This is a genomic window from Acidovorax sp. LjRoot66, from assembly GCF_964253305.1.
Classification (GTDB): Bacteria; Pseudomonadota; Gammaproteobacteria; order Burkholderiales; family Burkholderiaceae_C; genus Acidovorax.
Window position 1 is genome coordinate 3,498,880 of record NZ_CAXUQU020000001.1, and the last position, 13,104, is coordinate 3,511,983.

General features: G+C 63.9%; 8 protein-coding genes. 2 read left to right on the forward strand and 6 right to left on the reverse strand.

Annotated elements, in window-relative coordinates:
- Positions 1 to 17 precede the first annotated feature (17 nt).
- From ACSQ3Y_RS16425 to ACSQ3Y_RS16445, 5 genes are all read right to left on the reverse strand, one after another.
- Positions 18 to 1,115 carry a toll/interleukin-1 receptor domain-containing protein gene (locus ACSQ3Y_RS16425; protein WP_436178087.1) on the reverse strand — a complete coding sequence of 366 codons (1,098 nt, stop codon included), beginning with the start codon at positions 1,113 to 1,115 and terminating at the stop codon, positions 18 to 20.
- A 61-nt stretch (positions 1,116 to 1,176) separates the two neighbouring features.
- Positions 1,177 to 2,904: a hypothetical protein gene (locus tag ACSQ3Y_RS16430; RefSeq protein ID WP_436178088.1), complete on the reverse strand. Its 1,728-nt coding sequence runs from the start codon at positions 2,902 to 2,904 to the stop codon at positions 1,177 to 1,179.
- A gap of 59 nt (positions 2,905 to 2,963) precedes the next feature.
- Positions 2,964 to 3,578 (reverse strand): hypothetical protein, encoded by a 615-nt coding sequence (locus ACSQ3Y_RS16435; RefSeq protein ID WP_436178089.1) that lies wholly within the window; start codon positions 3,576 to 3,578, stop codon positions 2,964 to 2,966.
- A 312-nt stretch (positions 3,579 to 3,890) separates the two neighbouring features.
- Positions 3,891 to 4,445 (reverse strand): nucleoside-diphosphate sugar epimerase, encoded by a 555-nt coding sequence (locus ACSQ3Y_RS16440; protein ID WP_436178090.1) that lies wholly within the window; start codon positions 4,443 to 4,445, stop codon positions 3,891 to 3,893.
- Between the two features lie 112 nt (positions 4,446 to 4,557).
- Entirely contained in the window at positions 4,558 to 6,423 is a 1,866-nt protein-coding gene (locus ACSQ3Y_RS16445) for a DEAD/DEAH box helicase (protein WP_428001097.1), read from the reverse strand.
- A gap of 253 nt (positions 6,424 to 6,676) precedes the next feature.
- Here ACSQ3Y_RS16445 and ettA point away from each other — a divergent pair, with 253 nt between their 5' ends.
- Together ettA and ACSQ3Y_RS16455 are read left to right on the forward strand one after the other, a co-directional pair.
- Complete coding sequence (gene ettA / locus ACSQ3Y_RS16450) at positions 6,677 to 8,338, forward strand: energy-dependent translational throttle protein EttA (RefSeq protein ID WP_057203301.1); 1,662 nt, start codon at positions 6,677 to 6,679, stop codon at positions 8,336 to 8,338.
- A gap of 217 nt (positions 8,339 to 8,555) precedes the next feature.
- Positions 8,556 to 11,195: a DUF1631 family protein gene (locus ACSQ3Y_RS16455; RefSeq protein WP_436178091.1), complete on the forward strand. Its 2,640-nt coding sequence runs from the start codon at positions 8,556 to 8,558 to the stop codon at positions 11,193 to 11,195.
- A 53-nt stretch (positions 11,196 to 11,248) separates the two neighbouring features.
- On the opposite strand, the gene ACSQ3Y_RS16460 is transcribed toward ACSQ3Y_RS16455, so the two are convergent.
- Positions 11,249 to 13,078, reverse strand: a complete 1,830-nt coding sequence (locus tag ACSQ3Y_RS16460; protein ID WP_436178092.1) for a hypothetical protein — start codon at positions 13,076 to 13,078, stop codon at positions 11,249 to 11,251.
- Positions 13,079 to 13,104: the final 26 nt, after the last annotated feature.

The window sequence follows — 13,104 nt, forward strand, 5'->3', positions numbered from 1 at the left end:
TTAATAGTTGTGAGGCATTAGTCCACGTAGTTTACATAGTCGCAGATCCTAGAAATAAGAGTTGCCTTTCTGCCAACCGATCCTTCGTAGTCTTCGAAAAGTAACTGGCAAACGTATTTTATATCTTTTTCGGGAAAATTAACATTTTCGAATAACTCTTCAATATCGAACTCTGCCAATACCTGATCAAAAATCCACCTGCTGCTTCGAGTGGTGTCAAAATCAATTTTTAATTTTTTCAGTAATTCTAGCGCATTCTGACGATCATCAATGGATCGATAAGCAAGTCCAAAAGATTCTGCCAGTTTCTCCAGCCTATCTTGATCCTCTTCAAGCTTACTATCCTTGTGGCAAAAGGATGAGGATTTACCTTCGAGAAATTCCTGAAGAGTTAAGCTTAGGCGCGCCATGCCGCCCCTATGATTAATTCCGAGATTTCTGCAAAGATCTTTTGTAAATTCTACGTCTGTGTCTGCAAGCAGTATCTCAAGGGCTTTGCTTGAGTCCGTCATGCCTGTCCAGTATTTTCTGATTTGATTCAGCAAAAGTTCTTTGACTTCCAGTTTCGATGCCTCGGAAAATTTTGCGCAGTCTTTGACTAAAAATTCTAAAGACCTTTCTTCGTTTAGGTTCTGGAAGTATTGCTCAAGAAGCTGATGTTTGGGCGTGACTAGCCTGCCAATCAGTTTGTTCAAGTTTTCCTGAAAATTTTCATGATTCAGGGTGAGTGCGTCCCGTCGCGAAATTCCTGAGATTTCTACCGGCAAGTTTGCAGGAAATCCATTTGCGCCATTAACAAAGATAGGGATGATGTTTTTCTTTTTTTCGAGAGACAGTCGCAGTTCGCGATATACCCAGTCATCGCTCACGGCCCGTGGGTTGTAACTGCCGTCGGCATTGCGACCTCTGCTGAAAATCTCGGGCGACACGATCACAAGCACGTTGCGCGATGAATCTAGGTTCTTCTCGATTGCATCATCGAAATTCTCAGAGCCTATGGATTCGCGGTCGAAAAAAACCGTGACACCGCGTCGCTCAAGGATGTCGCACAGAAGCCGGGCTGCCGTGGCGCCGTCCTGGCGTCTATAGCTGATGAAAACGTCTTTGTTACTCATGGTCGAGGTGGGGGTGATAAGGGTGAAAAAATTCGCGCTGTGGATCGCGCCGGGCTACGTGTCAGCCTAGGTCCAAATCGAATTGGCGTTGGCGGTGCAGGCGTAACCAGTGAGCGTTTTCGGACAGGGCTTCCTTGCCCAAACTGTGTACCACCGGCTGGGCTGAGCCCGGATCTTTGGCCGCAAGGGCCATCGAGATTTTCTGGCTGGCGTGGGCGAACATCGGGCCCATCGCGCGGTAGCGCTGGCAGTGTTCTTGATATCCCATCTGGTGGGTGTAAGTCTTAACGATGGCCGAGCAGAGCAGCGAAACGCCAGATGCCAGGACTAGGTAGTTCAGGGTCTCTGACGCTGCATTGCCCAGGTGCGCCGCCAGGGTGAGCAGAGTCAGCAGCATGCCGGAGACCAGCAGCGCTTTGGCTACTGCACCGAGGCGCTGAAAAATCCGTTGGTGGATTGGCCATTTCTTCTCAAACCAGCGGGCTTGGTCGCTGACCCATGCGTCCTGTACCCACTTCAGGTCGGTAGCCAGGTGGTCGATGCCCGAGCACTGGCGCAGGTTGCGAATGGCATGGCGTATCCAGTTGACGTCTGAGCGGTCTGTGAGTTGGTAGTAGTCGGCAACGGACTTGTCCACGCCCGCGGCATGCCAGAAAACCTGGATCCGCAGTCCTTCTGCCAGCGCGCGCCAGTCCATGTATTGCGTTTCTCGGGGGCTGTTGCCCCGAAAAAAATATAGGAAGGCCACAAAAGCCAGCAATGCCAAGCCTATGTGCGCAAGCAGCCATTCCCAGCGCATGTCGGGACCTGAGTAGATTTGCTGCGCAATGACAGACAACGCCGTCATGAATGAGATGGCCTTGATCGCCTTGGTCCTCTGCTGGCTGCGCTTGACCGAGGCAGCGTCGGCGCAGGCAAAGGCCGTGAGCAGCGGCGACATGCACGGCGCGCAGCACACGGCCGGTGGCGACTTGCCTGTGAGCCACTCACGCGACTGGTTGCTCGCTTCTCGTGGCATGCGCACGCAGGCCTCGTTGAACTTGTCCATGGCCGAGAGCACCGCCCGGATCTGTTCTGCTGTAGGCGTCTGTGCGTTGATTTGACCCTCCACCCAGTCGCCCGTAGTCAGGGGCACGCGGTGTGGCTCTGCCTGCGGCTTCCTTCGACGCGCATAAAGGTGGGCGAGGTGGGTGACCTCCGGGGGCGAGATGATGTCTGCCGCCTCGCTGGCTACGCCCGTGCGGCACAGCCGCACCAGATCTGCCGTGCCACCGGGCAGGATGCCCAGGGTTCCATCGGCCAGCGGTTGCTCGACAACGCCGTTCCAGATTGCGATCACGATCTGAGCGTGTTGCGCCAGGTATTGGCCCAGCCGCACGTAGCCCAGGTCCCGTGGCAAATCGCCAGCGTTGGCGGGCGCGGGGACGACGATGGTCTGGGCCGCCTTTGCGTGCATGGCGCGAAAGGCATCGAGCGAGCGGGGGTTGTCGAAGTCTTCTTCGTACACCGTTTGGGGAAACGGGAACACGGCCACCAGTTCGCACTGCTCCTGTAGTGCAACCTCTGCCGCCACCTGGTCGGCGCCTTCTGCCAGCCCGCTGAGCAGGCGGATCGGCGTGTGAGGAAACCGGTTGCGCAGGACTTTGACGTACTCCGCGAGCGCCAATTTGATCGCTTGAAGGTCTTCAGGAAAGAGATCTCGGTGCCCCGTGACGGCAACGTTCATGGGAACTGTGCCGCCGAACTGACCAAAATTCTGTGGACGCGTGCTTTGGTCGAGTTTGTTCATGGATGGCTGGTGCGCGTAAGGAGGCGAGTACGTTATCGACGGATTGGCGGCATGGTTGTTCAACTGCCGCCGTCAAACATGATCTGTGCCTTGGTATAACGCCTGAGCATTGCAAGGCATTCATCGCGTTTCTGCTTGTTGCTGAAGTGGATTCCTCTTGAGCCGAACCTGCCGTGTATATGCAGGCTCTTGCCCGCCTCGCGGGTGATTCGGTCGATGCTGGAGATGGCGATTTCTTCCGTCTCCCCAAGCCTGGTCAAGAACCTCAGTTGGATGTACTCAACAATAGAGAGGTTGGCGAAATCAAACGGCATGGACAGGATGTCTGTGGCCGAATCTGCGGTGACGCCTTGGTATTTGGCGGCAAGCAACTTTGCCAGCTTGTAGCAAAGCCATGCGGTCATGGGGCCGAACACTGCCACGCTCACAACGGGATGGAGCCCATACCACGTGAGATGGATCAGGTAAGCGCCGATAAGCAGTGCTCCACCGCACAAGGGTAAGGTGTTAAAAATCACCCCAGAATCGAAAACTCGCTGCGAACTACTCGTCTGTGGGTACCTGCGCTGCAGGTGCTTAAAGCAAAAGAACGAAATCAGCGCAAAAGGCAGGAAGAAGACTATCGCGATCAGAATAAGAAGTTGCCCATTGTCTTGATCTTGGCGTTTGGTCATGGTGCTCCCGACAGATTGATGCATTCTGTCACAAGTCATATGAAGTGAATTTCAAGCAGCGCTTGCGGTTGTTGCTCCGCCTTGGCACCAATGATGGGTGCCTTCAATGTGTTGAGCTGGCTATTGCGAGAGTTCTTTAATTGTCTGCATCGAGATTGCGCGTTGTCGCGCTGATCTGAAAGATGATTTTTGAGCATGCCGGGAAATCGAGCGCGCCACGTGTGTTTTTTGCACAGCTTCGAGTGATAACGTAAGTCTGGCCGCCCTCGACGTGCTGAAACCTCGCCAAGGCACAGAACGACCACTCCCAGCTCACCCCTCCAGCGCCCGCCCCATCAACACCCGCACCTGAGGCACCCCCTCCGTCTGCCCCGCCTGCACGGCCCGCACCAGCGCCCGCGCCACATCCGCACCCGGGCGGGCGCGGTAGTTGGCGGGGATGATCGGGTCCAGCAGCTTGAAGGCCTTGATCGAGAAAGACTCGGCTGCGCGCGGCGCCTGGCCCAGGGCCTGGCGTTCGCCCAGCAGCAGGGAAGGGCGTGCAATCACCAGCGTGGCAAAGCCCAGGCTCTTGAGTACCTGCTCGACCTCGCCCTTGACGCGGTTGTAGAAGATTTTGGAGTGGGCATCGGCGCCCATGGCGGTGACCACGCCGCAGCGGGTGGCACCGGCCGCGAGGGCCGTGCGCGCCGTGGCGATCACGGCATCCAGGTCTACGGCGCGAAACGCATCCTGGCTGCCTGCGGCCTTGATGGTGGTGCCCAGTGTGATGTAGACGTCATCGACATGCGGCAGGGCCGGGACCACGGGCTTGGCGCCCAGAACGGCAAAATCCACGGCATGCAGGTGCAGCCGTGGGTGTGACATGTCCGGCGTGCGCCGGCCGAGGGCATGCAGGGCATGCACCTCGGGTGGCAGCGCGCCGTTGCCGGGCGCTGCGCTTGCGTTGCTTGGTGTAGTGCTTTTGGCTGCCGACGGATCAGCGGCCAAAAGAGCCGCGAGAACCGCCCGGCCCACGAGACCCGTTGCCCCGGCCACCAGAACCACCCGTGCCGCCACCGCCATAGCCGCCACCTCCAGAGTTGCCACCACGATAGCCACCGCCACGGCGGCCGCCGCCCATGCTGTCTACGCTGGTGCGCATCGGGTCGGGCTGGCCACCGGCACCGCCACCGGCATGGCCGGAGCTGCGGTGGTTGGGATTGGCGTGGCCCATTTGCGTGCCCAGGTGGGCGTTGGGGCGTGGTGGCTGGTCGTCGTAGCGGTTGCCGCCACCACCACCTTCGTAGCCGCCGCCACCGGAATTACCACCACCACCGCCGCCGCCGGAACGGCCGCGTGCAGGTGCCTGGCCACCGGCGCGTGCGCCGCCGCCCTGGCCACCGCCGCCACCACCGGCACGGGCGCCGCCGCGCGGGCCATTGCCGCCACCGCCGCCGCCAGCTGCTGCGCCGCCACCGGCACGGCCGCCTCGGCCGCCGCCACCACCACCATTGCCACCGCCGGCAGGGCGGGGGCCACGGTCGCCACCACCACCACCGCCGCCAGCACCCTGGCCGGCCTTGTTGGTGCGGATGCGTTCCATCATTTCGCTGCGGGCGGCCTTGGCGGCGGCCTGCATCACGTCACGGCTCGGGGGCTTGCCTGCGCCGCCCCAGATGGTCTGGCGCCCCATGGCGATGGGCTCTGCCTTCTCGCCGGCGTCGGGGCCGAAGCCTTCGATGATCTGGACAGGGATCTGCTGCTTGGTGAAGCGCTCGATGTCCATCATGAAGCCTTCTTCGTCCATGCAGACCAGGCTCACGGCTTCGCCGCTGTTGCCGGCGCGGCCGGTGCGGCCAATGCGGTGGACGTAGTCTTCCGAGACGTTCGGGATTTCGTAGTTCACGACGTGCGGCAGCTCGTCGATGTCGATGCCGCGGGCTGCGATGTCGGTGGCCACCAGGGCGCGGATGTCACCGCTCTTGAAGCCGGCCAGCGCCTGCGTGCGGGCGCTCTGGCTCTTGTTGCCGTGCAGGGCCATGGCGTTCACGCCGTTCTTGGTCAGGAACTCGGCCACGTTGTTGGCGCCGAACTTGGTGCGGGTGAACACCAGCACCTGGCTCCAGTTGTGCTGCTGGATGATGTGCAGCAGCACCTGCTTTTTCTTGCCGCGGCCCACGGGGTGGATCACCTGGGTGATGCGCTGCACCGTGGTGTTGCTCGGCGTGACCTGGATGCTCTGGGGGTTCTTGAGCAGGGTGTTGGCCAGGTCGCGGATTTCGTCGCTGAAGGTGGCCGAGAACAGCAGGCTCTGCTTTTCGCGGGGCACCAGGGCCAGCACCTTCTTCACGTCGTGGATGAAGCCCATGTCCAGCATGCGGTCGGCTTCGTCGAGCACCAGCACCTGCACGGTCGACAGGTCCAGGAAGCCCTGTTGCTGCAGGTCCAGCAGGCGGCCGGGGGTGGCCACCAGGATGTCCACGCCGCGCTTGATGCGGTCGATCTGCGGGTTCATGCCCACGCCGCCGAAGACGACGGTGGAGTTGATATCGAGGTATTTGCCGTATTCGCGTACGGACTCTTCCACCTGGGCGGCGAGCTCACGGGTGGGGGTCAGCACCAGGGCACGGATGCCCTTGCCGCCGAACTTGTTCTTGGGGGCAGCGCTTTGCGACAAGCGGTGCAGCAGGGGCAGGGTGAACGCGGCGGTCTTGCCGGTGCCAGTCTGCGCGCCGGCCAGCAGGTCGTGGCCTGCGAGAACGGCGGGAATGGCCTGGGCCTGAATGGGCGTGGGGGTCTCATAGCCCGTTTCGTGCACGGCCTTCAGGATGGCAGGAGCCAGGTTCAGTTCGTCAAATGTCATGTCGTTGAATGCGCCCATCCGGGGCGCTGGGTATCGGCCTGTCGTACAACCGGGGGGTTGCCGAGCCAGTCTCAAGCCGACGAGGTTCAAGGGTGGGAGCCCAGAGGTTGGAATGCCTCCTTCGTCCCCAGCGGTGTGCTGATGTGGCGGGCAACTGGAGCCCGTCACGGTGCGTATTGTCGCATGGCCCGATAATGGGTGTTTTGAAAGCAGAATTCTTCTGCCCAATTTCCGCAAGTTTTAAGACAAGCAAATGGCCCAATACGTATTTTCCATGAACCGCGTCGGCAAGATCGTGCCGCCCAAGCGCCAGATCCTCAAAGACATCTCCCTGAGCTTCTTCCCGGGTGCCAAGATCGGCGTGCTGGGCACCAACGGCTCGGGCAAGTCCACCCTGCTCAAGATCATGGCCGGCGTGGACAAGGAAATCGAGGGCGAAGCCATCCCCATGGCCGGCCTGAACATCGGCTACCTGCCCCAGGAACCCCAGCTCGACCCCGACCAGACGGTGCGCGAAAGCGTGGAAGCCGCCATGGGCCGGGTGATGACCGCCAAGGCCCGCCTGGAAGAGGTGTACACCGCCTACGGTGAAGAAGACGCCGATTTCGACGCCCTGGCCGCCGAGCAGGCCGAGCTCGAAGCCATCATCGCCACCGCCGGCACCGATTCCGAGCACCAGCTTGAAATCGCCGCCGACGCCCTGCGCCTGCCCCCGTGGGACGCCAAGGTGGGCATGCTGTCCGGCGGTGAAAAGCGCCGCGTGGCGCTGTGCCGCCTGCTGCTCTCCAAGCCCGACATGCTGCTGCTTGACGAACCCACCAACCATTTGGACGCCGAATCCGTGGACTGGCTGGAGCAGTTTTTGCAGCGCTACTCGGGCACCGTGGTGGCCATCACCCATGACCGCTACTTCCTGGACAACGCGGCCGAGTGGATTCTGGAACTGGACCGGGGCTCCGGCATCCCCTACAAGGGCAACTACAGCGACTGGCTGACCCAGAAGCAGGCCCGCCTGGAGCAGGAGCAAAAGGGCGAGGAATCGCGCGCCAAGGCCCTGAAGAAGGAACTGGAATGGTCGCGCCAGAACCCCAAGGCCCGCCAGGCCAAGAGCAAGGCCCGCCTGGCCCGCTTTGAGGAACTGTCGGACTTCGAGTACCAAAAACGCAACGAAACCAACGAAATCTTCATCCCCGTGGCCGACCGCCTGGGCCATGAAGTGATCGAGTTCGAAAACGTCACCAAGTCCTTCGGCGACCGCGTGCTCATCGACAACCTGAGCTTCAAGGTGCCCGCCGGTGCCATCGTCGGCATCATCGGCCCCAACGGCGCCGGTAAATCCACGCTGTTCCGCATGATCGCGGGCAAGCAGGCACCCGACAGCGGCACCGTCAAGATCGGCTCCACCGTGAAGATGGCCTTCGTGGACCAGACCCGCGACGACCTCTCGGACGACAAGACCGTGTGGGAAGACGTCTCGGGCGGCCTCGACATCCTGAACGTGGGCAAGTTCCAGATGGCCAGCCGCGCCTACTGCGGCCGCTTCAACTTCAACGGCGGCGACCAGCAAAAGAAGGTTGGCATGCTGTCGGGCGGTGAACGCGGGCGCCTGCACCTGGCCAAGACCCTGATCGCAGGCGGCAACGTGCTGATGCTCGATGAACCCTCGAACGATCTGGACGTGGAAACCCTGCGTGCGCTGGAAGACGCGCTGCTCGAGTTCGCCGGCTCCATCATGGTCATCAGCCATGACCGCTGGTTCCTGGACCGCATCGCCACCCACATCCTGGCCTGCGAGGGCGACAGCCAGTGGACCTTCTTCGACGGCAACTACCAGGAGTACGAAGCCGACAAGAAGAAGCGCCTGGGCGAAGAGGGTGCCAAGCCCAAGCGCATGCGCTTCAAGGCGCTGAAGTAAGGCGCCGGGGCCCCTGTACGTGACCTTGCGCACGGCAGCGGCGGTTCGGACCGGCGGCCGGGGTGTTATGGGTGCCAATAGCCCGGCTATCGGCACCCAACTAAACCTGGCCGACCGCCCAATGCCGTGCCGCAGCCGACTGGCAGGGAATTGTGCAGATGGCCCTCAGGTCAAGTAGCATTGCAGCTGGAAACCTTTTTCCCATCCCCATCCCACCATGTCCCAGGCTGCGCCTTCTTCGAAAACCGTTTTCCGTGCCTGTGTCGTCAACGCAGTGCGTGGGGGCGAGGCGCTCATGGACAAGCTCATTGCGGTCACCCGCAGTGCGCTGACGGCCGAAGAGAGCACGGTGCGCAACATCCAGCAGCGCAACCTGGCCAGTGACAGCCTGCGCCTGCTGGGCCAGCATGAGGCCGCGCTGGTCAAGGGCTACTCCATGGCCCTGCTGGAGATCTTTGCCGAAGGCCCGCCCGCCGCGGCGGGCAAATCCCGCTCCGCAGACGCTTCGCCCCTGGATTTTGGCGAGCTTTCGCTCATGGACGAGAGCGAGATGCAAAGCCAGGTGGAGCTGGCCCGCGCCCAGCAACTGGCCTCGCACGCCACCGAGGCGATACTGGCCGAGCTCAACACTCTGGTCAGTTCGGCCCAGGGCCTGCGCAGCGTGCAGCCCGAGCGCAACCCCCTGCGGCCCGAAAGCTACATCCGCGCCCTGCAGCAGGTGGTGGGCGAGACCGGCGTGAACGCCGAGGTGCGCGGGCTGTGGATGCAGCACATGCGCGACCTGCTGGGCAAGCTGCTGGTCGACGAATACAAGACCATGGTCAAAACCCTGCGCGACAACGGCGTGGAGCCCGTGGGCTACGCCGTGCTGGGCGCACCCGGCGCCGGCGCGCGCACGGGGGGCAGCATGCAGGGTGGTGGCGGTGGCAACACCGGCTATGGCGGCGGCTACGCGGGCACGGGCTATGGCGGCCCTATGGGCGGCCCCAGTGGCTACGGCAACGCCGGCTATGGCAACACGGGCTATGGCCGCGGCATGGGCGGCGGCCAACACAACAACTGGAGTGGCGACCCGAACAACAATTGGAGCGGCGAGGCCCAGATGCCCGCGCCCATGATGTCCCCGCAGGCGGCGGCTGCCGAAGAGGCGCTGCTCACCGTGGGCATCCTGCGCCAGATGCTGGCCGGCGGCGACCCGTTCGACCCCCGCGGCTACGGCGGCATGGGTGGTGGCGTGCCCTCGCAACCCGCCGCCATGCAGTCGGCGTGGGCCGGCGGCGGCGGTGCTGCCAGCGGTGCGGCCAGCATGCATTCAGGCTTGGGCGGTGCCTACCACCCCGGCAACGCGGTGGCCGAGGCCATGGAAGACATGGCCCAGCTCGAACGCCTGGTGGGCCGCCTGGCCGGCGTGCCGCAGGCCGTGCCCCAGGTGATGCACCAGGTTCCCCAGGGCGGCTGGGCACCCACCACGCCGGGCACGGCACCCCAGCACCTGTACACGGTGCCGGGCATGCCGTACCAGCAGATCTACACCGTGCCCGTGGTGGCCCCGCAGGACCCGCCGGCCATGGCCGCCGAGGTGGTGGGCCGCATGATGGAGAACATCGCACGCGATTCGCGGCTGCTGCCCTCGGTGCAGCGCGCGGTGCAGAACCTGGAGCCCGCGCTCAAGCACCTGGTGCGCCGCGACCAGACCTTCTTCACGGAGCCTGCGCACCCCGCGCGCGTGCTGCTCGACGAGATGACCCAGCGCAGCCTGGCCTTCCCGGACGAGAAGGCGCCCGGCTTTGCCCGCTTCATCCGCCTGCTCAACGAATCCGTGGGCTACCTGGCCGGCATCGAGATCAAGGACGCCACCCCGTTCGAGACCGTGCTCAAGGCCCTGCAGGCCGCCTGGAACTCGCAGGTGCAAAAGGCCAAGGCCCGCCAGGCCGAGAAGGACAAGGCTGCGCTGCAGGCCGAGCAGCGCGAAATGCTGGCCGGCAAGATCGCCGCCGACATCCGCAAACTGCCCGACCTGGAGCGCGTGCCCGCCGACGTGCTCGACTTTGCCGCCGGCCCCTGGGCCGAGGTGGTGGCCCTGGCCCAGGTCGTCGCGCAGGCCGCTGGCGGCGAGGACGACCCCGGCGGCTACCTGGCCCTGGTGCCCCTGCTGCTGTGGAGCGCCCAGCCCGAGCTGACCCGCGCCGAGCCCGACCGCCTGTCCGAAGCCATTCCCGGCCTGCTCGTCAAGCTGCGCGAGGGCCTGCAGACCATCGACCACCCGGCGGCCAAGACCAGCGCCTTCCTGGAGCGCCTGGTGGGCCTGCACCAGGACGCCTTCGAGCGCGCCGCCTTCGCCAAGATCACCCTCGACCCCGAGGACTCGGTTCAGGACTCGCGCGACCCCAACGACTCCGTGGCGGCCGTCGCCGGCTACGACGACAGCGCCCAGGCCCTGGTGGACATCGGCCAGCCCGAACCGGCCGCTGCCGCGCCCACCAAGGCCGAGCCCTACGCCGAATTCGTGGTGGGCGCCTGGGTGGAGCTCATCAGCAACGGCCGCGCCGTGCACACCCAGCTCACCTGGTCCAGCCCGCATGGCACGCTGTTCCTGTTTACCGCGCCGGACAACAGCACCCAGTCCATGACGCGCCGCATGCGCGACAAACTGGCCGACGAAGGCGCCCTGCGCGTGGTGCCCGCCCCCAAGGCCCGGCCCCCGGCCGCTGCAGCCACCGCCACGCGCGCCGGCGGCATCGCCACCACCCGGGGCAGTCTGCCCGCACCGCTGGAAACCTCGCGCGGCAAGCTCGGCAGCGCACCCAGCAGCAGGCAGGCACCGCTGGGCGGCAAGCCACCTGCCAAGGGGCGGTAGGCGGGGCTGTCTCGGACGGCGGGTGCGGATTTTTTACCGCCGAAGCACTGCGCTCAGCCGCTGTCGCTTTCAGTCCTGGTCGCCTCGGGTATCAGCGCATCGTCGCAGCCCTGCTTTCCCTTCACGGGCAGCACCAGGTACTGGTGCTGCTGGCCTGGCAAATGGCCAAGCACGATGGCGCAGCGCATCTCGCTGGCCGTGCGGGCCATCTTTTCGTCCGCAAAACCCAGGGTGGCCTCGAAGCCTGACATCAGCATGTCTGGCCGCTTGAAAGCCTGCGCCACGTCGGGACGCTCGGTGCTGACCAGCGAATCCAGGCGTACCCGGATATCTGGGGCTGAGACCCCCAAGGCCATCTTGCGACCGGGCCCCAGGGTCGGTGTCCAGCCTTTCACATGCAATTGGGTGCCCTCGATGGTGATCGAATCGATCGATCCGCCGTAGCCGTGCGCCATGCGCGGGAGCGGACCGTGCATGGGCAGTGCCGTGGTGGAGTTGGCCAGGTGGTTGTGCAGAATGGACTCTTGCTCCCCGGGTGGGCGGCTGTCCAGCCGCACCAGGCACAGGCAGTCTTCTTCCCACACCCGGATACTTGCGCGCTCGGCTGCATTGGCGGGTTCCCAGCGCACCAGCGCCGGCTCTGCATGGGGCCTGCCGGGCTCCAGGCGCTTGAACGCCGCGTGCGCATACATCATCTGGATGACGGTGGAGGTAGCGGAGGCGAGCTCGTAAGGCACCAGCACCTGATCGGGCGGGGGGGTCCGCGCGAAGGCGTAGTGGGTATCGAACATGGCGTTGGCGGCACGGTCGTGCTCGCGCTGTGACAGGGACTGCAGCCCCACTGCCGTGGCGAAGACCAGCAAGGCCGCGGTGTGCCAGCGCACCAGCGAGGCAGGCCACTTCAGGCTCCACAGAACGCACAGGGCGACCCAGGGCGCCCACAGGTAGCGCGTATGGCCCTCCGGGTCAACACCGGGGTGCACCACGAACACCAGCGGGAAGACCACTACCAGTGCGACCGCACCCAGCCCCGCCAGCATCGCCAGGCGGCCCCGCTCCGGCTGTGCCGCAAGTCCGGCCACCAGGCACACCAGGCACAACAGGACCGCAGTGGCGCCCAGCACCCCGCTGCCCATCAGGCCCTGGACAAGCCAATGGACCAGTTTGCTGGCGAAGACCGGCAGGTCTTGCCAGCTGCTCAGTGCGATGCCGTGGTACCCGCCCATGCCGGAAAACACGCTGATGCGCAGCACGGCATATGCCAGGGCCACGGCCAGCGTGGGCAAGGCGAAGCGCCAGCGCGCCATGCCCGAAGGCGAGCCAGCAGGCAGCGGCAGCAGCAGGGTCAACGCCACCCAGGGGACATACACCTCCTTGCACAGCGTGGACAGCAGGTAGAACCCCGCTGCCAGAACGGCCCAGCGCCATTGCGCCCGCTGCACGGCATGCACATAGGCCCACAGGCCCAGGCAGGCGAACAGCAGGCCGTCCAGGTAGTGCCCCACCATCAGCTGCTGGGCCATGTGCACCGATGGGGCGCCAATCAGCAGCAGGGCGGCGGGCGTCAGCGCCTGCCAGCGCTCCAGCCAGTGGCGCAGCAGCATATACAGCCCGCCCGCTGCGCAGGCCAGCGACAGCAAGTGGTGCAGGTAGAAGGGCAAGGGGTTCAGGCCGAAAAGGGCGTAGTTGACCTGGTACATGAACAGGTTCCACGGCGCCACCTGGTTGCCGGATGCCACGCGCGTCACCTGCGGGTCGAAGAACAACGACCACGGGCTGTACATGCTCACGTTGAACAGGTGCAGGCCGTCGTCCCAGCGCCAGTAGCCCTGCAGGGCGCTGCCGTGCAGCGCGAAGGTCAGCAGGCACAAGGCGCCCAGCATTGCCAGATCGCGGTTCCATGTGGTTT

Excerpts from the sequence above, each read along its gene's own strand:
- ACSQ3Y_RS16425 (WP_436178087.1), bottom strand. The coding sequence starts at position 1,115 with ATGAGTAACAAAGACGTTTTCATCAGCTATAGACGCCAGGACGGCGCC.
- ACSQ3Y_RS16430 (WP_436178088.1), bottom strand. The coding sequence starts at position 2,904 with ATGAACAAACTCGACCAAAGCACGCGTCCACAGAATTTTGGTCAGTTC.
- ACSQ3Y_RS16435 (WP_436178089.1), bottom strand. The coding sequence starts at position 3,578 with ATGACCAAACGCCAAGATCAAGACAATGGGCAACTTCTTATTCTGATC.
- ACSQ3Y_RS16440 (WP_436178090.1), bottom strand. The coding sequence starts at position 4,445 with ATGTCACACCCACGGCTGCACCTGCATGCCGTGGATTTTGCCGTTCTG.
- ACSQ3Y_RS16445 (WP_428001097.1), bottom strand. The coding sequence starts at position 6,423 with ATGACATTTGACGAACTGAACCTGGCTCCTGCCATCCTGAAGGCCGTG.
- ettA (WP_057203301.1), top strand. The coding sequence starts at position 6,677 with ATGGCCCAATACGTATTTTCCATGAACCGCGTCGGCAAGATCGTGCCG.
- ACSQ3Y_RS16455 (WP_436178091.1), top strand. The coding sequence starts at position 8,556 with ATGTCCCAGGCTGCGCCTTCTTCGAAAACCGTTTTCCGTGCCTGTGTC.
- ACSQ3Y_RS16460 (WP_436178092.1), bottom strand. The coding sequence starts at position 13,078 with ATGCTGGGCGCCTTGTGCCTGCTGACCTTCGCGCTGCACGGCAGCGCC.